Raw genomic sequence first — 22,411 nt, 5'->3', positions numbered from 1 at the left:
TCGATCCTCCCCCTCTTCCAGAGTACTGCGAGCATGTTCTTCAATCGCCACAAATCCGTCATCGACGATCTTCAGCGCACCCTCACCGAACAAGCCGGCCTGCTCGATGCGATCAATCGCTCGATGGCGGTGATCGAGTTCGACCTCGATGGCGTGGTGCTGCGCGCCAATGAAAACTTTCTCAAGACCATGGGTTACACCGCCGAACAAGCGATCGGCCAACCGCATCGGCGCTTTTGCACACCAGAGTTCGGCCGTAGTACTCAATACACTGATTTGTGGTCACGCCTGAAAAACGGCCAGTTTCAGTCCGGTACGTTTGAACGGGTCGACGGCAAGGGTCAGCCGATCTGGCTTGAGGCCAGTTACAACCCGATCAAGGATGCCTCGGGGCGTGTGGTGAAAGTGGTCAAGTACGCCATGGACGTGACCGCCAAGGTGCAGCAGGAAAGTGAGGCCAATGCCAAGTTGCAAGCGATTGACCGGGCCATGGCGGTCATCGAATTCAACCTCGACGGCAGCATTCTTACGGCCAATCAGAATTTTCTGGCGCGCATGGGTTACACCCTCGCCGAGCTGAAAGGCAAACATCACCGTTTGTTCTGCACGCCGGCACTGGTCAACAGCAGCGCCTATGAGGATTTCTGGCGGCGCTTGAACCTGGGAGAGCTTTTTCAGGGTCAGTTCGAACGCGTGGATAAACGCGGGCAAACGGTGTGGCTCGAAGCCAACTACAACCCGGTTTACGACGCTGCCGGGCGCTTGTGCAAAGTGGTGAAGTTCGCTTCCGATGTGACCACGCGAGTCGAGCAACACGAGCAGGACGCACGCAGTGCCAGCGCGGCTTATCACATCTCGGTGGCGACGCGAAAAGTCGCCGAGCAAGGCACTCAGGTGATCCAGCAAGCCGCCAGCGAAATGCGCGAAATCGCCGAGGACATTGCACAATCGTCGACGTTGATTGCGCAACTGGGGGAACGCTCCGAACAGATCACCGCCATCGTCAACACTATCCGCTCGATTGCCGACCAGACCAATCTGCTGGCTCTCAACGCCGCCATTGAGGCCGCGCGCGCCGGCGAACAAGGGCGCGGATTTGCCGTGGTTGCCGACGAGGTACGCCTGCTGGCGGGGCGTACCAGCGGCTCGACGGCGGAGATATCCACCATGATCGGCTTGATCCAGAGCGAAACCCGCCAGGCCATCAAGAGCATGGAAGGCACCCGGGGTCGTGCGGCTGAGGGGGTCGAGTTGGCGAATCAGGCGGGGACAGTGATCTTGCAGATTCGCGATGGCGCCAGTGAGGCGGTGGATGCCGTGAGCATGTTTGCCAATGAGCGGGTGCCAGGGTAATTGATGCAGAGTCGTTAGACCGAGGCGCGGCCTTCGCGAGCAGGCTCGCTCCCACAGGGAAAATGCATTCCAATGTGGGAGCGAGCCTGCTCGCGAAAGGGCCTTGAGCTGCAATGCAGGACTATAGTGACCTTCAGTCCCAAGTCCTGCCGAGAGCATCATGACCACAGATAAACCCGACGCCGCCAACACCGCTCCCGTCGATCACCTGCGCTTCCACCGCCCCCACGCCCACCTCAGCACCACCTTCGGTAACGACAAATTCGCCCTGCGCGCCGAGGCATTTGCACGGTTCTTCGGCACGCCGATGTTTCTCGGCGCGCAAACCCTGATTGTGTTGTTGTGGGTGTGTCTGAACGTGTTTGGCGTGACCACCTTCGACGTTTACCCGTTCATCCTGTTGAACCTCGCTTTCAGCCTGCAATCGGCTTATGCCGCGCCGCTGATTTTGCTGGCCCAAACCCGTCAGGCCGCGCGCGACAAGGCACAAGCCGATGCCGATGCGCTACACCGTGAAGCGCTGGCACAGGCCAATACCGAGCGTCAGGCCCAAGCCGCGAAAAACACCGCACAGCTGCTTGAGCTGCTGGAGCAGAACACCCGCCTCACCGAGATGACCAAAAACCTCACCGAACGCATCGCCAGCCTGACCAGCGAGCTGCACGATCACATGCGCCAGAATCCGCAGCGCTGATCACGGCAAACGCAACGCCCGCCCCAACTCATCAAACAACGTCACCACCGAGCGCAACGCCCGGCAATCCGGGCGAGTCAGCAGCCATAGCGCGGTGTCATAGCCGTGCAGCGGTTCGCCCAACGCCTGCAACTCATCGCCAATCAGAAAGTCCGGCAACGCCGCCACGCCGAGGCCCGCGCGAACCAGCTCCGTGACTGACAACATGCTGTTGCAGCGATAACCCGGGGTGACGCCGGGTAGATGCTGACGACGCCAGGCGATGGTCGGGTGATCGGGTAAAAAGTCATCCGGAGCGATCCACGTCAGTGCCGTCAGATCCGACGCATCGACGTTTTGCAGATAGCGCGCACTGGCGCAGACCCGGTAGGAAATCTTCGCCAGTTGCCGTCCGACCAGATGCTCCGGCGGTGTACGCGTCAGGCGCAGGGCAATGTCGGCGTCGCGGCGGCTGAGATTGGCGAAATCGTTGGAGGTGCTGAGTTCGATGGTCAGCGCCGGGTAATTGGGCATGAACTGCGCCAGCGCCGGCAGCAGCAAGCTGTGCAACACCGAATCGGTGCAGGTCAGTCGCACCGTGCCGCTGACCACTTCGCCGCCCTGCTCCACGCCGATACGCGCAGCTTCCAGTGCCTGTTCGGCGCGTTCGGCTTGCTCGGCCAGCGTCTGCGCGAGGGTTGTCGGCAGGTAACCGGCGCGGCTTTTTTCGAACAATTGCTGGCCGAGTGCAGCTTCGAGACGGCGCACGGCACGAAACACCGTCGACACGTCGACCTTCAACAGCTGCGAAGCGCGGGCCAGAGAGCCGCCACGCACCAAGGCCAGAATCAGGGCCAGATCGGGGTAGTCGAGCTGATAGTGCGTCGCTGCATTAATCACTTGGGTAAACGCCAATATCGAGTGCGTGAACGCCAATCTATAGTGAGTGCCATCAATCAACAAGCGCAGGGAATCCCCATGGAAAACAGCGCCATCCGTATCGCCCTGATTGGCGATTACGACCCGCAGGTCACCGCCCATCAAGCCATTCCCGTCGCCCTCGGGCTGGTCGCCGAACACCTCAGCCGCAACGTGCAGTTCGAATGGTTGCCCACCGAGCAGATCCACGCCGATACGCCGCTTGAGCGGTTCGACGGTTTCTGGTGTGTACCGGCCAGTCCTTACAACAGTGAAGCTGGCGCACTGTGGGCGATCCGCTTTGCCCGTGAACAGCAGCGCCCTTTCCTCGGCACCTGCGGCGGTTTTCAGCATGCCGTGCTGGAATTTTCCCGCAACGTGCTGGGCTGGGTCGATGCGGAACACGGTGAAACATCGCCCGACTCTGAACGCGCGGTACTCACACCGTTGACCTGTTCGCTGGTCGAAGCGGTCGACAGTATTCACTTGGTTCCCGGGTCGTTGATCGCCAAGGCGTACGAAACGTCGCAGATTCGTGAAGGCTATCGCTGCCGCTTCGGTGTGAATCCGCTGTTCGAGCGGCAACTGTTAAATGATCGGCTACGAGCGGTCGGTCATGATTCGTCAGGGGATTTACGCGCTATAGAACTCAAGGACCACCGCTTCTTTGTCGCGACGTTGTTTCAACCAGAACGCGCCGCGCTCAAAGGGCAGATGCCGCCGCTGGTGCGCGCATTTGTTGAAGCTTGTGGGGAGTCACGTTGATGACTTCCTGCTTTGCGGTGATTTTTACCTCGACTCGAACCGAGGGTGACAATGGGTATACCGAGGCGGCTGAGCGCATGGCCGCGTTGGTAAGTGAGCAGCCGGGGTTTCTGGGTGTCGAGTCGGTTCGTGGGGCGGATGGCGTAGGGATTACGGTGTCGTATTGGGAGAGCGAGGCAGCGATTCTGGCGTGGCGGCAGCATCCTGAGCATCGGGTGATTCAAGCGCGTGGGCGCTCGGAATGGTATTCGGCGTTTCATACGCGGGTGTGCCGGGTGGAGCGTGAGTATCGGTTCGGGCCATAAAATAGCGGCGCATTGGCGGCCGCCTTCGCGAGCAGGCTCGCTCCCACAGGGGATTTGTGATCGACGCAGATCCAATGTGGGAGCGAGCCTGCTCGCGAAGAGGCCCTCACCCTCACAGCAAAACTTCAGCAGCGCACCAGACTGCGCACCGCCTCAATCTCCGGCACTTCAACCTTGCTCATATAAACGCGCAACGGCTCGGTGATGTTGATCCGCTCATCGATATTCTGATCCAGCAGCAACTGAATCAACTCGCGTTTAAGGGTCATGGTCTGCGCTGTCACCGGCGCCCAGACGAATTCATTCACAGGAATAATGCCGTCATCGGCCACGTCCATACCGAACGAATCTTCGCTGAAGCGCACGATGTATTGACCGGTCTTGCGGTTGAGGCCGACAAAGCCCTTGAGGTCGTCGGCAGCCTGGCAGATGAGTTGGGAGGTGATGCGCATGGTAAACCTCACGAAAGATGATCGATGGTTTACACGCAGGGCAACTGAGCGGCGCGCCCTCTGCCGGGACGTCTGCCGAGAGCAAGCGTACTGCAAACCGCGCCACAAAAGTGCAGGAAAAATCGCTTTTAATACGTTTATGTCGGTCTGGCGATAGCACGCAATCGATTCAGTTGTTAAAAGATACGTCTTTGAAAATGCCCTGCGAAAGGAACTCGAACATGCCCGCCACTTTCACCAAAAGCGCTCTGGTCCTGAGCCTGCTGCTCGGCCTCGGTCAGGCGCACGCCGCCAGCCAGACTGATCCGAAAGCGATCGCTGCCACCAACGGCATCCCGCACCCGGCCGTGATTGCTCACCGTGGCGCGTCTTTCGATGCACCGGAATCCACGGCGGCGTCCTACAAACTGGCTCGCGACCTGGGCGCCGATTACCTGGAAATGGACCTGCAGCGCAGCAAGGACGGCGTGCTGTTCGCCCTGCACGACGACAATCTGCAACGTACTACTGACGTCGCCACCAAGTTCCCGGAGCGCAAGGACGCCTCGGCTACCGCGTTCACCATGGCCGAACTGAAAACCCTCGACGCCGGTAGCTGGTTCAACACCAAGTACCCGGATCGCGCGCGCCCGACTTACGCCGGACTGAAAATTCTGACACTCGATGAAATCATCGACATCGCCCAGGCTAATCCGCAACACAAGCCGGGCCTGTACATCGAGACCAAAGAGCCGCAACTGTTTCCCGGGATCGAGAAAGACCTGAAAGAGAAACTGCAGGATCGCGGCTGGCTGAGCCCGGCCGGTTCGAAACTGGCTAAAAGTGCATTGGGTGTTGGTCAGGGTAAAGGCAAGGTGATCCTGCAGACGTTCGAGAAGAACAGCCTCGCCCTGCTGGAAAAAGAAATGCCGCAGGTGCCGAAGATCCTCCTGCTGTGGGTTGGCGAAGGCAGCATCGAGCCAAAATCGAAAGTGACGTTTGCCGAATCCGGCGAGAAAGACAAAAACGTTTTCTACGGCAAGCAAGAGCCGAAGTCTGAAGCCGAGTTCAAGCAGTGGGTGGATTACGCCAAGGCCCAAGGTGCCATCGGCACCGGCCCTTCGGCGAAGCTGACCAAGGGCGGCGATCAGAGTTATTCGGATCTGGTGCAACCGTGGATGAATCAGTACACCCACGATCAAGGCCTGCTGGTGCATGTCTATACCGTCGACGAGCCGGTGGACTTCGAGAAAGTCATGGCGGCCGGTGTCGACGGTATCTTCACCAACCGCGCCAGCGAGCTGTTGAAGTTCTACAAACGCCCGGCGGCCGGCACCGTTGATCAGGTGTTGAAGAACAACGGTTTCTGATCTGAAATCGAGGCGCCTTCATCGCGGGCAAGCCACGCTCCCACAGGTTCTGTGCAGGTGCATGGCTTGCCCGTTTTGTTTGGGTGCGGGGTTTTAAGGGTGAGTTAAGTTGCGCTGGTTAACCTGAGGCCACTTAAACGAATCACCCCAAGGAACGAACCGATGAAAACTTTGACTGCCCTGTTTACTGCTGCCGCCCTGACTCTTACCGCTGGCCTGGCCCAGGCTGATGTTCGCGTTGACCAGATTCCTGAACTGGTTAAGTCGGGCAAGATCAAGTCGCTGGAGTCGATGAACGCCGAAGCGCTGAAACTGCATCCGGGTGCGACTATTACTGACACGGATCTGGATAACCACTTCAATGGTTATGAGTATGAAGTTGAGCTGAAGACGGCTGATGGTAAAGAGTTTGATGTGGACTTTGATGCGACCACTGGCAAGGTGTTGAGCAACAAGCAAGACACTTGATTGAACGCACTATCAAAAGCCGCACGATTGAGAGATCGTGCGGCTTTTTTTGTGTTCGGCTTTTTTAATTGGTTGTCAGTGAGATTTTCTCCCCCTCACCCCAGCCCTCTCCCCCAAGGGGGGCGAGGGGGAAAGGGAGCCGATCGGGGGTTATTCAAGACCTGAGTTCGACTCGCAATCTTGCAGCCGACAAGGAAACACCAAGGATCTGAGTACGACTCGATATTTCAGATCGGCTTACCTCTAATAGTCACCACGGTCAGTCCCCTCTCCCCCTGGGAGAGGGCTAGGGTGAGGGAAAAGGGCATCACGCCGAGGTGCTGACCAGCGAACCGGAAGTGCTGCTGTCGGAATCCTGTAACGCCTGCAACAGCGAGGCAGTCGCGGTGGACAGCGAAGCCGAGGTGGCAGTGACCTGCGCTTGTGCGGCGGCTACTTCCGCAGCCTTGGCATCCGAACTTTCCTGCGTCGCCTGGGCCGCTTGCAACGCCTGCTGTTCTTCCTGCAATTGCTTCTGCAACTCGGCAATCTGCTTGCGCAGTTCTTTCACCGAATCCGATTCTTCGCTGCTGCTGGAGCTGCTCTCACCCGCCGGAGCGGCCCCTCCACCGGCGGCGACTTTACCGGTATCGGCAGTCGCACCCGTGCTGGCGGTTGCTGAGGTAGACGTGTCGTCACCAACGTCACTGATCGACGTTTTGCTGGTCGGTGCGCTGACGGTCTGATTGATAGAAACAGAAGTGATGCTGACCATGGAAAGGCTCCAATGCCGGTTATAGATAACCGGTCATCGACCACGGCCGCCTCAATTTGAGATCGACTGTGTACCGACTCGGTATCCGAATCGGTACACGCTCAATAACCTCAGGCGCTCAGGCGAGCGGTGACTTCATTGAGTTGCCCCGACAGACCATGCAGGTTCTGGCTGGCGCTTTCAGTGCGCTGGACGTTGTCGAGGTTGGTGCTGGCGATCGAGGTGATTTCGGTGAGGTTGCGCGAGATGTCCTCGGCCACCGAGGTCTGCTCTTCGGCAGCAGTAGCGATCTGACGGTTCATGTCGCGGATCGCTTCCACGGCGTGAGTGATGCGCTCCAGCATCGCGCCAGCCTGGGTCACTTGCTCAACGCTTTCATCACTGCGCGTCTGGCCGCTGTCGATGGCTTGCGCCGCATCCACCGCACCGGTCTGCACGCTCTGAATGATCTGGTTGATCTCGATGATCGACTCAGCCGTACGCTGCGCGAGGTTACGCACTTCATCGGCGACCACCGCAAAACCACGCCCGGCCTCGCCGGCCCGCGCTGCTTCGATCGCAGCGTTAAGCGCCAGCAGGTTGGTCTGTTCGGCGATGCCACGAATCACTTCCAGCACTTTGCCAATGCGGCCGCTGTCGGCTTCCAGACGACGAATCACCGTAGCGGTATTGGCGATTTCACCGCGCATCTGGGTGATCGAGTGAATGGTGCTCTGCATGACCTTTTCACCCTGCTGGGCAGACTGGTCGGCATCGTCGGCCGCACGCGCGGCATCGGCGGCGTGACGCGCCACTTCCTGCGCAGTGGCGGACATTTCGTTCATCGCCGTGGCCACCTGATCGGTGCGGTTGAACTGCTCGTTGGTGCCGCCGGCCATGGTCGTGGCGATCGCATTCAACTCACCGCTGGCGCTGTCCAGATCACTGGCGCTGCGCTGCAAACGGGTGAAGGTGTCGGCGAGGAAATCACGCAGGGTGTTGGCCGCTGCGGCGAGATTGCCCAGTTCATCCTGACGGTTGCTGACCACACGTTCGGCGAGTTTGCCGCGACTCAACTGCGTGACGTAATCGATGAGTTTGCGGATCGGCTCGACCAGGTTGCGGTTGACCAGCCACAGGCTCAACAAACCGATCAGCAGACCCGACGCGAGCATCACCAACAGCCCCAGCCATACGGTGCGATCGGCCTCGGCACTGATCAGCGCCGACTGTGCGGTGCCTTGCTTGCGCAACTCAGCGACCAGTTCGCTCATCTGATCGCTGGCGGCGCGGTCAACGCCTTTGACCGCCGCGTCACCCGCCGTCGGATCACCACCGGCAGCCACGTAGGCATCGCGTCCCCTCTGATACGCAGAACCGAGCTGACGATGCTCATCGCGCAGGCGCTCGATACGATTTTTCAGGCTTGGCTCCAGGCCTTTCTGCCCGGCCAGTTCACCAAGGATGTTCTGCACATCGCGCTGACGATCTTCGAACTGGCTCCAGTACTTGGCCAGATCCGCCGGTTGCTTGCCGCGCAGCAGGACGTTCTTCCACTCCTGCACCTGCACCTTGAATTGCAGGTTGGCTTCGTCAATCAGTTGCGAGGTGTGCAAGGGACCGGCGATCAACTGGCTGTAGCTTTGCACGCCGTTGGAAAGGAAATGAAAACACGCCAGCGCAATCAACAGCACCGCCAGCAGGCTGCCGCTCAGCAGGGCGAGAATTTGCGCTCTCAGGGATTTTTGCAGCATCGAAAGATACTCAGGACAAGGATGAGGTACGCCCGGTAAGGCGTGAAATTGTGCCGGACATCCATGTCGGCGAGCCTTGGTTCATGGCCAATGGCGCGCAACCTAACGCACCTGTGATCGGCGCGCCAGAGCGCTTCTTGAAGAAAACCAGACCACCGGTAAGTCGCTGATTTGACGTCACTTTGCTGTCATCTAAATGTCATGTGACATTGCGATGATGCGGCTCAGTGAACCTGCCATTTGCGCGACCGACGCACCCTCCTCGCAGCGAGCCTTCATGAACCACAGCCTCGACATCAGTCATCGCGATCCTGATCTGTTTGGCCTGCTCTACGGCTTTCGTTTCCTGCCCGGCGAACGGGGCCGCGAAGTCGATTCGGCGACGGCACTGCGCTGCTTGCAGGACGATAGCGACAGTGGCGAATTCCTTTGGCTGCACCTCAATCTGGCGCATGCGGCGTGCGAACGCTGGATGAAAAGTCATCTGCAATTGCCTGAAGAGTTTTTCGAGGCGCTGCACGAAGGTTCGCGCTCGACGCGTATCGAGCATGTCGACTCGGCGTTGCTGGCAGTGGTCAACGATGTGGTGTTCAACCTCAGCAGCATGGTCTCCTCGGACGTGTCGACGCTGTGGGTCTGTGTGCGCAGCAAACTGATCGTCAGCGCGCGTCTGCAACCGCTGCACTCGGTGGACAAATTGCGCTCGTCGGTGAAGGCCGGCGAACGCTTTCGTTCGCCCTCGGAACTGCTCGTGCATCTGCTGCGCGATCAGGGCGAAGTGCTCACGCAGATCGTGCGCAAGACCAGCATGAGCGTCGATCAGGTCGAAGACGAATTGCTCTCCTCGCGGCTGTCGACCAACCGCGCCGAACTCGGTGCCAATCGTCGGGTGCTGGTGCGTCTGCAACGATTGTTGGCACTGGAGCCGGGGTCGTTGCTGCGTCTGCTCAACCGGCCGCCGCCGTGGTTGCAGAAGGAGGACGTCAAGGAACTGCGCAAATCCACCGAGGAGTTTGCGCTGATCATCAACGACCTCACCGCCCTCGGTGAGCGGATCAAATTGCTCCAGGAAGAGATCGCCGCCAACCTCAACGAACAGAGCAACCGTACGCTGTTTACTCTGACCGTGGTGACGGTGCTGGCGCTGCCGATCAACATCATTGCCGGTTTTTTCGGGATGAATGTGGGTGGCGTGCCGTTGTCGCAGGATCCGGAGGGGTTCTGGATATTGGTTGCGCTGGTGGCGACGTTTACCGTGATTGCCGGGCGATGGGCATTTCGCAAGCGCGGGGATTATTGACCACGGAATGCACCGCTCCCACAGGGGACCTCAACGGCTTAAGACCGACGGTTGGATTAATCAGCCAAACACTGACATGGCGCAGTCTCTCTGTAACATTCTGCAACGATCATGGGCGACATTCCTTTCCTCGCTCAGGATTGTCCGCTCATGGCTACTCCCTCCCTGACCGCCAGCCCCGCGTCCGCCGCCAGCGGCAGGCCTGCCCTCGACAAGAAAACCGGCCCATTCACCTATGTGATCTTTTTCGCCGTGCTGGCGATGGGAATGCTCTTCACCGCCTACAGCCTGATGCACGACATGCACGAACTCGGCACGGTGGTGACCACCTGGACGCCGTTTCTGCTGCTCGGCGTCGCGCTGCTGATTGCACTGGGCTTCGAGTTCGTCAACGGTTTCCACGACACCGCCAACGCCGTGGCGACGGTGATCTACACCCATTCGCTGCCACCCAATGTCGCCGTGGTCTGGTCGGGGTTCTTCAACTTTCTCGGCGTGCTGCTTTCGAGTGGCGCGGTGGCGTTCGGCATCATCGCGTTGCTGCCGGTGGAGTTGATTCTGCAGGTCGGTTCGTCCGCTGGCTTCTCGATGATTTTCGCCCTGCTGATCGCGGCGATCCTGTGGAACCTCGGCACCTGGTGGCTGGGTTTGCCAGCCTCGTCGTCGCACACCTTGATCGGTTCGATCATCGGCGTCGGTGTGGCCAATGCCCTGATGCACGGCCGTGACGGCACCAGCGGTGTCGATTGGGCGCAGGCGACCAAGATCGGTTACGCACTGCTGCTGTCGCCACTGGTGGGTTTCGGCTGTGCGGCGCTGTTGCTGCTGGCGCTGCGTGCGTTCGTGAAGAATCGCTCGCTGTATAAGGCGCCGGAAGGCAACACGCCGCCGCCATGGTGGATTCGCGGTTTGCTGATTCTGACCTGCACCGGTGTGTCCTTCGCCCACGGCTCCAACGACGGGCAGAAAGGCATGGGCCTGATCATGTTGATTCTGGTCGGCACACTGCCAATGGCCTATGCCTTGAACCGCACGATGCCGGAAGAACAATCGCTGCAGTTTGCCGCTGTGGCGCAAGTCACTCAGCAAGCGCTGGTGAAAAGCGCACCGCTGCCGACGCCCGCCGATCCGCGTGCGGTGCTCTCCGATTACGTGCGCAGCAAGGACGCCACGCCGCAACTGATCCCCGCCCTCGCCGCCCTCACCGGGCACATTGGCGAAGAAGTCAAAGGCTACGGTTCGCTGGCGAAAGTCCCGGCCGAAGCCATGGGTAACGTGCGCAATGACATGTACCTAGCCAGCGAGAGCATTCGCCTGATGGACAAGAACAAGGTCGGCAATTTCGACGCCGACACCAGCGGCAAACTGCAGTTGTTCAAACAGCAGATCGACAACGCCACGCGGTTTATTCCGCTGTGGGTGAAGATCGCCGTGGCCATCGCGCTGGGACTGGGCACCATGGTTGGCTGGAAGCGGATTGTGGTGACGGTCGGCGAGAAGATCGGCAAGACCCATCTGACCTATGCGCAAGGTGCCTCGGCGGAAACCGTGGCCATGCTCACCATCGGTGCGGCGGACATGTTTGGTTTGCCGGTGTCGACGACGCACGTGTTGTCCTCGGGCGTGGCCGGGACCATGGTTGCCAACGGTGGCGGATTGCAGATGAAGACCATCCGCAATCTGTTGATGGCGTGGGTGCTGACCCTGCCGGCTGCGATTCTGCTGTCGGGCAGCCTGTACTGGCTGTTCACCCAGATCTTCTGACGGACGAAGATCCCCTGTAGGAGTGAGCCTGCTCGCGATAGCGGTGTATCAGTCAACATTGATTCAACTGACACACCGCTATCGCGAGCAGGCTCACTCCTACAGTTTTGACCGGTGTTCAGGGTTAGAGCGCAGAGCGAATCAGATCGCCCAGCCAATCCATAAACACCCGCACCCGCAACGGCAAATGCCGCTGTCGCGCATACAGCAATGAAATCCCCATCGCCGGCGCGGTGAATTGCGGCAACACGGTGACCAATTCGCCGTTTTCCAGATGCGGCTGCATGCCGGTTCGCGGTACCTGCGTCAGACCGAAACCGCCGAGGCACGCCGACTCGTAAGCGTCAGTGCTGTTGACCGTAATGCTGCCAGCCATCGGCAGGCGTTTAACCTGACCGCCCTCCTCGTACACAAAACCTTCCGAACGCGAACCGAGCACGCCAACGTAATGCACCAGCCGATGCTGCGCCAGGTCTTCCAGCGTTTGCGGCACGCCGTAGCGCTCGAGGTACGCAGGGCTGGCGCAGTTGACCATGGGAAAGTCACCGAGGTGTCGCGCGACCACCGATTGATCCGGCTGCGCGCCGATGCGCACCACGCAATCGAAGCCCTCGCTGAGCAGATCGACGCGGCGATCGGTGCTGCTGATTTCCAGCTCAAGATTCGGGTGACGATCCATGAACTGCGGCAAGCGCGGCATGATCAGGCGCCGCGCGAGAATGTTCGGCAGGTCGACACGAATGCGCCCGGTCAGCGAGGCCTCGTCCTGGCGGAACAAGCCTTCGATCTCGTCCATGTGCGAGAGCAGATCCTTGCTGCGTTCGTACAGCACCAGTCCGTCCTGCGTCGCCTGCACCTTGCGTGTGGTGCGTTGCAGCAAGCGAGTGCCGAGTAACGCTTCCAGCGCCTGCACATGTTCCGACACGGTTGATCGCGGCAGTCCGAGACTTTCCCCGGCGAGGGTAAAACTCGACAGTTCGCTGACTCGGACGAAGGTGCGCAGCAGTTCCAGTTTGTTCATTAGGCACCTATCGATTGTTCGACTGAGCCGATCAGTGATTCCGGTTTCACTCTGTTTATCACCTCACGGCGGATAAATAAACTGAGCCCATCACCACTCACCGCAATCGAGGAAGCCTCCATGAATCGTAAAATCGCATTGATCACCGGCGCCAGCCGTGGCCTGGGCAAAAACGCAGCTCTGCACCTCGCCGCTCAGGGCATCGACATCATCGGCACTTACCACAGCCGTGCTGATGAAGCTCAGGCGCTGGTGAGCGAAGTGCAAGCACTCGGCGGCAAAGCCGTGATGCTGCAACTCGATGTTGGCCGCAGCGAAACCTTTGCCGATTTCGGTACACGTGTTGTGCAGGCGTTGCAGCAGACTTTCGACCGTCAGCGTTTTGATTTCCTGATCAACAATGCCGGGGTCGGCCTGCATGTCAGCTTCGCCGAGACCAGCGTTGAGCAATTCGACATGTTGGTGAACGTGCATTTCAAAGGGCCGTTCTTTCTGACTCAGCAACTGCTGCCGTTGATTAACGACGGCGGTCGGATCATCAACATCTCCAGCGGCCTCGCGCGTTTCACCCTCCCCGGCGCCAGTGCTTATGCGGCGATGAAAGGCGCGATTGAAGTACTGACCCGCTATCAGGCGAAAGAGTTGGGCGCGCGGCAGATTGCCGTGAACACCTTGGCGCCTGGCGCCATTGAAACCGACTTTGGTGGCGGTACCGTGCGCGACAATGCCGCGGTGAACGCGATGGTCGCCGACAACACCGCACTGGGTCGCGCCGGGCAGCCGGATGACATTGGCGGGGCATTGGCATTGTTGCTGTCACCGGGGGCGCAGTGGATCAATGGCCAACGGGTCGAGGCTTCCGGCGGCATGTTTCTCTAACTAACGCTGAGACACCTTCACATGTAGGAGCTGCCGAAGGCTGCGATCTTTTGATCTTGATTTTTAAGGGCAAGATCAAAAGATCGCAGCCTTCGGCAGCTCCTACACGGGGAACGAGGTTAGTTCTGACAGGCGTTGCGGGTCATAAAGCGCTCGCGCAACACGTCATAGCCCCAGTGATACACATAGGTGTACGGCAGGAAAAACAGCAGCACGCCGACGTCGAGCAAAAACGCCTGCCACAGGCTGACCGACAGCCACCAGGCAATCAACGGCACGCCCATCACGATCAAGCCCCCTTCGAACAGCAGCGCATGCACCACCCGCACCCAGGCGCTGTGCGCAACATTCATGCGTTCCAGCAGACGGTCGAAGAAACGGTTGAACACCACGTTCCAACCCAGCGCCAACAGGGCGATCAACACCGTCACGGCGCCCATTTCAAGCATCGGCTTTTTCATGATCCACGCCAGCAACGGGGTGCAGATCAGGATGGCCAACAGCTCAAAACCAACCGCCTGGTAAATACGTTCTGTGATGGATTTGTGGGCAGTCATGGCCTGACTCCTTGAGTGAAGATGGTTGCCATGATCCATCCCTAAACCGATACTTCATAATCAATAACCATCGATCAAGGCGATAGTTGATGATCTCGCAGGAAGTGCTGCTGGCATTTGTCCAGGCTGCAACCCAAGGTTCGTTTTCCGCAGCGGCGCGCAAGCTGGGGCGGAGTCAGTCGACCGTCAGCGCGGCGGTGGCCAGCCTTGAGATTGATCTGGACCTGGTGCTGTTTGATCGCAGCAGCCGCAAACCGACCCTGACCCCGGCCGGGCATGTGCTGCTGCAACGTGCTGAGGCAATTCTGGCGGCCAGCAGTCGCCTGGAAATGACCGCACGGCAGTTGTCCCAGGGCGTCGAAGCGAAGCTTACGGTGGCGATTTCCGATACCTATCAGTCGGACCGTTTTGAAGCGGCGTTGGTGGGGTTTGAGCAGCGTTATCCGGATCTGGAGCTGGAATGTTTGATCGCTGAGTGCGATGACCTGATCGAGCTGGTACAGCGCGGTCGCGCGCATCTGGCGTTCGCGGAAATGCAAGAGAGCTATCCGCCGGATCTGGTCACCTCGACCGTGGCCGAGCGCACGGAAATCGCCTTGTTCGTCAATCGCGACCATGCGCTGGCCAAGCTTGACCACATTGATCAGCAGATCCTCGAGCAGCATCGCGAATTGCGTCTGGCGACCATCGTCAATCCGTATGACAGTCGTGGCAAAGGTCGCGTGTGGTCGGCGCCGAGTTATCTGATGTTGCTGGAGATGGCCGAGAAAGGTTTTGGCTGGGCGCCGTTGCCGCGCTGGCTGGCGCAGCGCTTTGGCAATGATTTGCTGGTGGAGTTGAAGGTGCGCGGCTGGCCGAAACCGGTGTTTGTCGATGCGTTGTGGTCGCGGCTGTATCCGCCGGGGCCGGCGGGGAGCTGGTTGTTGAGCAAGATGCTGCAATAGCGGCGCTGCTGATCGCTGGCAAGCCTGAAGTCAAAAGCCCCTCACCCCAGCCCTCTCCCAGAGGGAGAGGGGGCCGACCGAGGTGTCTTGCGTCATACATCGACCTGAGAGACTGAGTCGATTATGGATTCATTGCGACCTTAAACCTCGACCAGATTGAGTCGATTCTGGATTCAATACCGATCGTTCAAGTCGGTGAAACTCTCCAATATCCCCCAATCGGTCCCCTCTCCCCCTGGGAGAGGGCTAGGGTGAGGGCAATTCCAGCGCCATGAGCCGCCCTTGAATAAACCGCCGCTCCGGCTCTTGCCGCGTAAGCTCCAACGCCCGCAAATACGCCGCCCTCGCCTCTTCCACCCTACCCAACTGCCGACAAAACTCCGCCCGCGCCGAATGCGCCAAGTGGTAATCCTGCAACTCCCCTCGCGCCAAAATCCCCTCAATCAAATTCAACCCCGCCAACGCCCCATCACGCTTGGCCACCGCCACCGCCCGGTTCAACTCGATCACCGGAGAAGGCACCGCCCGCAACAGCACGTCATACAAGCCAACGATCTGCTCCCAATCAGTTTCTGCCGCCGTCGGCGCCTCGGCATGCACCGCAGCAATCGCCGCCTGCAAACAATACGGCCCGAACCGCCGCGTCGTCAGCGCACGCTCGACCAGAGCACAACCTTCAGCGATCAACTCGCTGTCCCACAATGTACGATCCTGATCGTCGAGCAAGACCAATTCGCCGTCCGGCGAAGTGCGCGCCGAGCGTCGCGATTCGTGCAACAGCATCATCGCCAACAGCCCCATCACTTCCGGCTCCGGCAACAACTCCATCAACAACCGTCCCAATCTGATCGCCTCGCGAGTCAAATCCTCACGGGTCACCTCCGCCCCGCCCGACGCCGAATACCCTTCGTTGAACACCAGATAAATCACCCGCAACACACTGTCGAGGCGTTCGGGCAATTCGCTCAGGCTCGGTACTTGATAGGGGATTTTTGCGTCACGGATCTTGGCTTTAGCGCGCACGATGCGTTGGGCAATCGCCGCCGGTGCCGAGAGAAACGCGCGGGCGATTTCCTCGGTGGTCAGGTCGCAGACTTCGCGCAAGGTCAGCGGCACTTGCGCATCGGCCGCCAGTGCCGGGTGGCAGCAGGTGAAGATCAGCCGCAGGCGATCGTCTTCCACGTCTTCGCCACTCCAGTCCGCCTGTTCCAGTTCTTCCAGCTGCGCCAACAACAAGGGCTGTGAAGCTTTGAAGCGTGCACGTCGACGCAACACGTCAATCGCCTTGAACCGCCCGGTGGACACCAGCCAGGTGCGCGGATTGTCCGGCACGCCGTCGCGTTGCCAACGCTCGACCGCGACGAAGAACGCCTCATGCAAGGCCTCTTCGGCGAGGTCGAAATCACCCAGCAAGCGAATCAGCGTCGCCAGAATCCGCCGCGAGTCTTCGCGATAGACCTGCTCGACCCGCGCCCGAACCTCAGACATTCAACTGCCGCACCGGGCGCACTTCAACGCTGCCAACCCGCGCCGCCGGAATGTTGCCGGCGACCTGAATCGCTTCGTTGAGATCCTTGGCGTCGATCAGGTAGAAGCCGGCCAGTTGCTCCTTGGTTTCGGCGAACGGGCCGTCGGTGATCGACAGTTTGCCGTTGCGCATACGCACCGTGGTGGCGGTCTGCACCGACTCCAGCGCCTCGGCGGCAACCATTCGCCCGCTGCCTTGAATCGACTCGGCATAAGCCCAGCACTCGGCGTCTTCCGGGCTGTCGGGCGATAAATGCAGCAGGCGCTCATCGCTGTAGACCAGGCATAAATACTTCATGGCGTTCTCCTGAATCGGACGGATCAACTATGGCTGAAGATCAGGGCGTCACATCGAACAGCGTCGCGCCGCTCATCGGATCGAACGGTGCCGACCAGTGTTCGTGGACGATTTTCCACGTGCCGCCGACCTGCCGATAGCAGGCGGTGACGCGCATCCAGCAGCTCTGGGTTTCGCCCTTGTCATTGGTGCCGCCGCAATTGGCGACCCAGTGGGCGAAAGCGATGTTGTCGGCGCTCTCGATAACGATTTCGTGGAACTCGAAAATGTGCGGGCCGGGGCACATTCCCATGCATTCGACCCAGTGCGCGCGGTAGGCGGGTTTGCCCTTGAATTGCAGGGCTTTGATCGCATCGAAGGAGACGATGTCGTCGGCGTACAACGCCATGACTTTCTCCACGTCCTTGGTCATGACGGCTTCGCGGTAGGTGTTGATCAGGGTCTGGATTTCAGCTTGTTCGCTCATGGTGTTCTCCGTGGTTTTTGTTGTGAAGACACCTTTAGTCGTTCGGCAAACAAGCAGATCGACAGTCGAAACAAAAAATTTCCACTGAGGCCAAAATCGCTAGAATCCGAGACTTATCTTTGTAGGAAAAAGGAAATTCCCGTGTCAGCCCAACTCGTGCCGTACGACAACCTGAACGCCTTGCAGCGTCAGCAAGTCGAGGCGATTGAAATCCATGCCGAGCAGATCAAGTTTTCCGGCGACATTCATGGTGCCTTGCACACGCTGCTGTCGAAACCCGGCCCCGGGGTGAAAGGTTTTGCGCTGTTGGCAGATGACGTGCCGGTGGCGTTTCTGCTGCTCAAACGCCCGCCAGTGTTGCCGGACTGGGCCAATGAACACAGCGCCACGTTGCATGCGTTGCAGGTCGATCGCCGCGCGCAGGGCAAGGGTTACGGCAAGGCCTGTCTGCAAGCGCTGCCCGAGGTTGCGCGTCAGGCGTGGCCGGAGATCAAAGGGCTGGAATTGTCGGTGGACGCTGACAATGATGCGGCGATCGCGCTGTACGCCAAGCACGGCTACGTCGACAGCGGTGAAGCGTACAAGGGCCGGATCGGTTACGAACGGCGCATGGGCCTGGTTTTCTAAGTCATCGAGGGATGCACGATGATCGATTCAATCGAAGCGCTGGAAGCGATTTACGGACTGCCCCACGAGCGGGCGGTGCGCAAGCAGATCGGTTTTCTCAACGAGGATTATCAGGCGATGGTGCGGGTTTCGCCGCTGGTGATTGTCAGCTCGGTGGGCGCCGATGGCCTCGACAATTCACCGCGTGGCGACAAGGCCGGGTTTGTGCGGATTATTGATGAGCGCACCTTGGCCCTGCCGGATCGCCCGGGCAACAACCGCATCGATACCTTGCGCAATGTGCTGCAGGATTCGCGGGTGTCGCTGCTGTTCATCATTCCGGGAATTGGCGAGACGTTGCGGGTCAATGGCACGGCGACGATCAGCGCAGATCCGCAACTGCTGGAAAGCTTTGCGGTGAATGGCAAACCGGCGAAAACGGTGTTGCTGGTGACGGTGGAGGCGGCGTTTTTTCATTGCTCAAAAGCCTTCGTCCGCTCGGATGCATGGAATCCTGAAACGCATCTGCCACGCTCGGCCCTGCCCTCTGCCGGCGCCTTCCACAAGCGCCTGAACGATGGCGAGTTCGATGCCGACACCTATGACCGTGAAGCCCCAAAACGGGTCACCGACACTCTCTACTGACACAACGCGGTCCATTGTAGGAGTGAGCCTGCTCGCGATAGCGGTGTGACAGTTAAATTAATGTTGACTGACACTCCGCTATCGCGAGCAGGCTCACTCCTACAGGTTTTGATCAGTGTTGGGTTATAGGGTCAGGATCATCTCGTGCCACGCCATGCCGCCGTGATCGGACTCCGACGGCTTGATATAGGCAAAGCCAAACCCGGCATACAGCGGGATGTGTATTTCTTTGCACATCAAATGAATCGTCGCTTTATCCATCCCGCGCATACGCTCGATGAACTCGCCCATCAAACGCTTGGCCAAGCCCTGCCCCTGATAATCCGGGTGCACCACCACCGACATGATCACCACGTTCGGCCCTTTCGGGTCATGGCCGATCAGTTCCTTGAACGCCTCGTCCGACATCTGCACGTCGAACGCCGCACCGGAATTGACGAAACCAGCGACCACGCCATCCACCTCCGCGACGATAAAACCTTCCGGCCAAGTAGCAATGCGCGTAGCGATCTTCTCGCGAGTGGCCGCTTCGTCACCTTCATAGGCGACGGTTTCGATGGCGTAGCAGCGGTCCAGATCGGCGGCGGTGACGTTGCGGATGACGGTGTTCATGGCGGCTCGGAAATCAGCAGAAGAAAGTGCCGAAAGCATAAAGGAATAAGGTCTGCATATCGATGCGCACGGGCAGCGTAAAGCCTGCGTATAAGCGCTTTTCTTCGTGCAGGCGGCGGGCTATTTCTGAGGTGTGTCTTTGACTACCTTCGGGGGAAACCGCTTATGAACAGCGTTGAAATCGGCCTGTCGCTGGTGTTGGGCATCAGTACGTTCGGCTTTATCACCTTGGGCATCGACCTGTTGCGGGCGCGACGGTTCGGCAAAGGCAAGCGGGGTTGAAAACCATGAGGCGGATCACTGATCCGCCGCAGGTTTGTCGGCTCAGGCCTTGGTATCGACCGGCACGCAGATTTCCAGCTTGCCGGTGTGCAGCTTCGGATTGAAATCGGCGCTGTAGCGCTCCAGCTCCGGGGCGTTGAGCTCCACGTAATGAGAGGTCGGCAACCAGGTCTTGTAGATGTATTGCAGGGTTTGCGGCAATTGTTCGAGCGGTCCCTTGTGCTCGAACACTGCGTACTGGCGAGGCAGTACTTCGACCCATTGGAAGACCTTCTGGTCGAGGTCATCGAGCTTGCTGATTTCCACTCCGGCGATGTAATCGAAGCCGCCCTTGCCGTCGAAATTGCTGCAGACGCCGTAAGTCACTTCGTTCTTTTGCCCCTGAATCTTTCCCAGGTGCGGCAAGAACTTTTCCCACAGTGCCGGGATGTCTTTTGCTGTGTCTTGGGTAAATCGACCGCGAAAGCCTGCAATCAGCAGGAAGTGTCCATGTTCGAAGCGAGGTTCAGCCACTTCGACGCGTGTTTGCTCATCCATGACTCGACTCCTGGAACAAAAAAGGGGTTCGGCTGGGAGTATAGAAAGCCAAACCCAATTCGCACGCTTACAGCGTGTGCAACTGCTCGACGGCGCCCGAACCGACAAACTCGTTATAGCCGGATACGATCACGTAAACTGCGAAATAGCAGAAGATCGCTGCAGATGCCATGTAGGAATAGCGCAATAGCTTGTCGCCCAGCAGCTTGCCACCGTGGCTCGCGGCAAAGCATAAACCCGCCGACCACAGCAGCCCGGCGCAAAGGAAACCGCCAAGGAACAGCGCCGAACTCAGCGGCCCACCGCCACCGGAACGCGCGATCAACGTTCCGCCAACAGCGGCAAACCAGAGAATCGCGCTTGGCGATGACATCGCGAGAAAAATCCCCCGGAAGAACTCCTTGCGATGGGAGTTCTGCCCTACCTCGGCGGTCGCGGCCAGTTGCGCTTCGTGATGAATCGCCGAGTAGATCATCTTCGCCGCAAAGTAGATCAGCAGCGCCGAACCACCGATCCACAGCACCCAGCGCACGCTTTCGTACTGCAGCAAAACCGTCATCCCGGCCAGCGCCAGCACCGCGTAGATCAGGTCGCCGACGCAAGTGCCGAGGCCCAGCGCAAAGCCCTGAAAGTAACCGCGCTGCATCGCCAGCGTGATCATTGCGATGTTGGCCACGCCGATATCCAGGCACAGCGAAAGGCTCAGCAAGAAGCCGCTGGTGAATTCCATCTACCGATTTCCTTGGGACAAAATTGTTTACAAACGGGCTGGACAGTATGCCATCACTGACCTTATCTTCCGCCACAGGTCACCGCAGTGACCAGCGTCGCTCGGACGGTTCCGGGCGCTTACGTTATCCGAGGCAACAATGGCTGAACAAGGTTCGCCGCGCCGCTTTGCGCGCATAGATCGACTCCCCCCTTACGTTTTCAACATCACCGCCGAGCTGAAGATGGCCGCGCGTCGTCGTGGTGAAGACATCATCGACTTGAGCATGGGCAACCCCGACGGGGCTACGCCGCCGCACATTGTCGAAAAACTCGTACAAGTTGCCCAACGCGAAGACACCCACGGCTACTCCACATCCAAGGGCATTCCGCGCCTGCGCCGGGCGATTTCCAACTGGTACAAGCAGCGCTACGAGGTCGATATCGACCCGGAAAGCGAAGCCATTGTCACCATCGGTTCCAAGGAGGGCCTGGCGCACTTGATGCTGGCGACCCTCGATCAGGGCGACACCGTGCTGGTGCCAAACCCGAGCTACCCGATTCACATCTACGGTGCGGTGATTGCCGGCGCCCAGGTGCGTTCGGTGCCGCTGGTGCCGGGCGTGGACTTCTTCGACGAACTGGAACGGGCCATTCGCGGTTCGATTCCGAAGCCGAAAATGATGATCCTCGGTTTCCCGTCGAACCCGACTGCACAGTGTGTGGAACTGGATTTCTTCGAACGGGTGATCGCCCTCGCCAAGCAGTACGACGTGCTGGTGATTCACGATCTGGCATACGCCGACATCGTCTACGACGGCTGGAAAGCGCCATCGATCATGCAGGTGCCGGGCGCCAAGGACATCGCGGTGGAGTTTTTCACCCTGTCGAAGAGCTACAACATGGCCGGCTGGCGCATCGGTTTCATGGTCGGTAATCCGGAACTGGTCAACGCCCTCGCACGGATCAAGAGCTACCACGACTACGGCACCTTCACCCCGCTGCAAGTGGCGGCGATTGCCGCCCTGGAAGGTGATCAGCAGTGTGTGCGCGACATCGCCGAGCAGTATCGTCAGCGTCGTAATGTGCTGGTCAAAGGTCTGCATGAACTGGGCTGGATGGTCGAAAATCCGAAGGCGTCGATGTATGTCTGGGCGAAGATTCCCGAGCAGTACGCGCATTTGGGTTCGCTGGAATTCGCCAAGAAGCTGCTCGCCGAGGCCAAGGTGTGCGTCTCGCCGGGAGTGGGGTTTGGTGAGTACGGCGACGATCACGTGCGCTTCGCGCTGATCGAAAACCAGGACCGGATTCGTCAGGCGGTGCGCGGGATTCGCGGGATGTTCCGGGCCGATGGATTAGTCGCAAAAACTGGCGGCTAACGCAAAACCTGTAGGAGTGAGCCTGCTCGCGATAGCGGTGTGTCAGTCACCGTAAATGGCACTGACACACCGCTATCGCGAGCAGGCTCACTCCTACAAGGGAATGTGTCCGGCCT

The 22,411-nt window shown here is 59.3% G+C and carries 25 protein-coding genes and 1 pseudogene; 14 read left to right on the top strand and 12 right to left on the bottom strand.

Translation table 11 applies throughout. The features are described 5' to 3' along the window. Nucleotides 1-33: 33 nt before the first annotated feature. The 3 genes and pseudogenes from ACI514_RS02660 to ACI514_RS02650 all read left to right on the top strand — a co-directional run. Nucleotides 34-807, top strand: a pseudogene (locus ACI514_RS02660) (PAS domain-containing protein); the annotation flags it as partial. Further along, nucleotides 793-1,353 carry a methyl-accepting chemotaxis protein gene (locus tag ACI514_RS02655; RefSeq protein WP_405124189.1) on the top strand — a complete coding sequence of 187 codons (561 nt, stop codon included), beginning with the start codon at nt 793-795 and terminating at the stop codon, nt 1,351-1,353. The pseudogene ACI514_RS02660 and the gene ACI514_RS02655, both read left to right, overlap by 15 nt. Before the next feature lie 160 nt (nt 1,354-1,513). Beyond that, nucleotides 1,514-2,047, top strand: a complete 534-nt coding sequence (locus tag ACI514_RS02650) for a DUF1003 domain-containing protein (RefSeq protein WP_405123039.1) — start codon at nt 1,514-1,516, stop codon at nt 2,045-2,047. Here the strand turns inward: ACI514_RS02650 and ACI514_RS02645 are convergent, their stop codons facing one another. After that, the gene (locus tag ACI514_RS02645; RefSeq protein ID WP_160059113.1) at nt 2,048-2,989 is read right to left on the bottom strand and encodes a LysR family transcriptional regulator; all 942 of its coding nucleotides are present in this window, start codon (nt 2,987-2,989) and stop codon (nt 2,048-2,050) included. Between the two features lie 15 nt (nt 2,990-3,004). On the opposite strand from ACI514_RS02645, the gene ACI514_RS02640 reads away from it, so the two are divergent. Both ACI514_RS02640 and ACI514_RS02635 read left to right on the top strand, forming a co-directional pair. Beyond that, on the top strand, nt 3,005-3,709 hold the full coding sequence (locus tag ACI514_RS02640) for a CTP synthase (protein WP_405123038.1): 705 nt from the start codon (nt 3,005-3,007) through the stop codon (nt 3,707-3,709). Next, nucleotides 3,709-4,014, top strand: coding sequence for an antibiotic biosynthesis monooxygenase (locus ACI514_RS02635; RefSeq protein ID WP_160059115.1), 306 nt, complete (start codon nt 3,709-3,711; stop codon nt 4,012-4,014). The genes ACI514_RS02640 and ACI514_RS02635 overlap by 1 nt, the downstream gene beginning before the upstream one ends. Nucleotides 4,015-4,139: 125 nt before the next feature. On the opposite strand, the gene ACI514_RS02630 is transcribed toward ACI514_RS02635, so the two are convergent. Further along, nucleotides 4,140-4,466 (bottom strand): DUF2025 family protein, encoded by a 327-nt coding sequence (locus ACI514_RS02630; protein WP_405123037.1) that lies wholly within the window; start codon nt 4,464-4,466, stop codon nt 4,140-4,142. A gap of 221 nt (nt 4,467-4,687) precedes the next feature. Between ACI514_RS02630 and ACI514_RS02625 the strand changes: the two genes are divergently transcribed. Together ACI514_RS02625 and ACI514_RS02620 are read left to right on the top strand one after the other, a co-directional pair. After that, on the top strand, nt 4,688-5,815 hold the full coding sequence (locus tag ACI514_RS02625) for a glycerophosphodiester phosphodiesterase (RefSeq protein ID WP_405123036.1): 1,128 nt from the start codon (nt 4,688-4,690) through the stop codon (nt 5,813-5,815). Between the two features lie 162 nt (nt 5,816-5,977). Then, nucleotides 5,978-6,283 (top strand): PepSY domain-containing protein, encoded by a 306-nt coding sequence (locus ACI514_RS02620; protein WP_007917758.1) that lies wholly within the window; start codon nt 5,978-5,980, stop codon nt 6,281-6,283. A 307-nt stretch (nt 6,284-6,590) separates the two neighbouring features. On the opposite strand, the gene ACI514_RS02615 is transcribed toward ACI514_RS02620, so the two are convergent. Then, nucleotides 6,591-7,037, bottom strand: a complete 447-nt coding sequence (locus ACI514_RS02615; RefSeq protein WP_405123035.1) for a hypothetical protein — start codon at nt 7,035-7,037, stop codon at nt 6,591-6,593. A gap of 110 nt (nt 7,038-7,147) precedes the next feature. Beyond that, nucleotides 7,148-8,770 carry a methyl-accepting chemotaxis protein gene (locus ACI514_RS02610; RefSeq protein WP_405123034.1) on the bottom strand — a complete coding sequence of 541 codons (1,623 nt, stop codon included), beginning with the start codon at nt 8,768-8,770 and terminating at the stop codon, nt 7,148-7,150. A gap of 277 nt (nt 8,771-9,047) precedes the next feature. Between ACI514_RS02610 and ACI514_RS02605 the strand changes: the two genes are divergently transcribed. Then, nucleotides 9,048-10,070 carry a transporter gene (locus ACI514_RS02605; protein WP_102900881.1) on the top strand — a complete coding sequence of 341 codons (1,023 nt, stop codon included), beginning with the start codon at nt 9,048-9,050 and terminating at the stop codon, nt 10,068-10,070. A 150-nt stretch (nt 10,071-10,220) separates the two neighbouring features. Continuing rightward, a complete protein-coding gene (locus ACI514_RS02600; protein WP_077574219.1) occupies nt 10,221-11,834 on the top strand; it encodes an inorganic phosphate transporter in 1,614 nt (537 codons plus the stop codon). 124 nt (nt 11,835-11,958) lie between these two features. On the opposite strand, the gene ACI514_RS02595 is transcribed toward ACI514_RS02600, so the two are convergent. After that, a complete protein-coding gene (locus tag ACI514_RS02595) occupies nt 11,959-12,855 on the bottom strand; it encodes a LysR family transcriptional regulator (protein ID WP_273917172.1) in 897 nt (298 codons plus the stop codon). 120 nt (nt 12,856-12,975) lie between these two features. On the opposite strand from ACI514_RS02595, the gene ACI514_RS02590 reads away from it, so the two are divergent. Next, nucleotides 12,976-13,734 (top strand): SDR family NAD(P)-dependent oxidoreductase, encoded by a 759-nt coding sequence (locus ACI514_RS02590; RefSeq protein ID WP_405123033.1) that lies wholly within the window; start codon nt 12,976-12,978, stop codon nt 13,732-13,734. A gap of 119 nt (nt 13,735-13,853) precedes the next feature. Here ACI514_RS02590 and ACI514_RS02585 read toward each other — a convergent pair whose 3' ends face one another. Further along, nucleotides 13,854-14,291: a multidrug/biocide efflux PACE transporter gene (locus ACI514_RS02585; protein ID WP_405123032.1), complete on the bottom strand. Its 438-nt coding sequence runs from the start codon at nt 14,289-14,291 to the stop codon at nt 13,854-13,856. An 89-nt stretch (nt 14,292-14,380) separates the two neighbouring features. On the opposite strand from ACI514_RS02585, the gene ACI514_RS02580 reads away from it, so the two are divergent. Further along, on the top strand, nt 14,381-15,235 hold the full coding sequence (locus ACI514_RS02580) for a LysR family transcriptional regulator (RefSeq protein ID WP_405123031.1): 855 nt from the start codon (nt 14,381-14,383) through the stop codon (nt 15,233-15,235). Between the two features lie 246 nt (nt 15,236-15,481). Here ACI514_RS02580 and ACI514_RS02575 read toward each other — a convergent pair whose 3' ends face one another. Genes ACI514_RS02575 through ACI514_RS02565 form a run of 3 tightly spaced genes read right to left on the bottom strand, consistent with a single transcriptional unit; the run spans nt 15,482 to nt 17,526 of the window. Next, entirely contained in the window at nt 15,482-16,723 is a 1,242-nt protein-coding gene (locus ACI514_RS02575; RefSeq protein ID WP_405123030.1) for an RNA polymerase sigma factor, read from the bottom strand. Next, nucleotides 16,716-17,060, bottom strand: a complete 345-nt coding sequence (locus tag ACI514_RS02570) for a YciI family protein (protein WP_405123029.1) — start codon at nt 17,058-17,060, stop codon at nt 16,716-16,718. The genes ACI514_RS02575 and ACI514_RS02570 overlap by 8 nt, the downstream gene beginning before the upstream one ends. A 40-nt stretch (nt 17,061-17,100) precedes the next feature. Continuing rightward, nucleotides 17,101-17,526, bottom strand: coding sequence for a YybH family protein (locus tag ACI514_RS02565; RefSeq protein WP_405123028.1), 426 nt, complete (start codon nt 17,524-17,526; stop codon nt 17,101-17,103). Nucleotides 17,527-17,667: 141 nt separating this feature from the next. Here ACI514_RS02565 and ACI514_RS02560 point away from each other — a divergent pair, with 141 nt between their 5' ends. Together ACI514_RS02560 and ACI514_RS02555 are read left to right on the top strand one after the other, a co-directional pair. Continuing rightward, nucleotides 17,668-18,153 carry a GNAT family N-acetyltransferase gene (locus tag ACI514_RS02560; RefSeq protein ID WP_405123027.1) on the top strand — a complete coding sequence of 162 codons (486 nt, stop codon included), beginning with the start codon at nt 17,668-17,670 and terminating at the stop codon, nt 18,151-18,153. A gap of 18 nt (nt 18,154-18,171) precedes the next feature. Continuing rightward, nucleotides 18,172-18,777: a pyridoxamine 5'-phosphate oxidase family protein gene (locus ACI514_RS02555; RefSeq protein ID WP_405123026.1), complete on the top strand. Its 606-nt coding sequence runs from the start codon at nt 18,172-18,174 to the stop codon at nt 18,775-18,777. A 123-nt stretch (nt 18,778-18,900) separates the two neighbouring features. Here ACI514_RS02555 and ACI514_RS02550 read toward each other — a convergent pair whose 3' ends face one another. The 3 genes from ACI514_RS02550 to ACI514_RS02540 all read right to left on the bottom strand — a co-directional run bounded on the left by ACI514_RS02550 (nt 18,901) and on the right by ACI514_RS02540 (nt 20,938). Beyond that, entirely contained in the window at nt 18,901-19,389 is a 489-nt protein-coding gene (locus ACI514_RS02550; RefSeq protein ID WP_160059130.1) for a GNAT family N-acetyltransferase, read from the bottom strand. Between the two features lie 324 nt (nt 19,390-19,713). Then, nucleotides 19,714-20,208, bottom strand: coding sequence for a GyrI-like domain-containing protein (locus ACI514_RS02545; protein WP_405123025.1), 495 nt, complete (start codon nt 20,206-20,208; stop codon nt 19,714-19,716). A 67-nt stretch (nt 20,209-20,275) separates the two neighbouring features. Then, nucleotides 20,276-20,938, bottom strand: coding sequence for a LysE family translocator (locus tag ACI514_RS02540; protein WP_405123024.1), 663 nt, complete (start codon nt 20,936-20,938; stop codon nt 20,276-20,278). 139 nt (nt 20,939-21,077) lie between these two features. On the opposite strand from ACI514_RS02540, the gene alaC reads away from it, so the two are divergent. Then, a complete protein-coding gene (gene alaC / locus ACI514_RS02535) occupies nt 21,078-22,295 on the top strand; it encodes an alanine transaminase (protein WP_077574233.1) in 1,218 nt (405 codons plus the stop codon). Nucleotides 22,296-22,411 lie beyond the last annotated feature (116 nt).

The sequence above is a fragment of the Pseudomonas sp. M20 genome, from assembly GCF_045037865.1.
In the GTDB taxonomy this organism is placed as follows: Bacteria; Pseudomonadota; Gammaproteobacteria; order Pseudomonadales; family Pseudomonadaceae; genus Aquipseudomonas.
The sequence above is the reverse complement of the archived record's forward strand: the minus strand, read 5'-3'. Positions and strand labels throughout refer to the sequence as shown.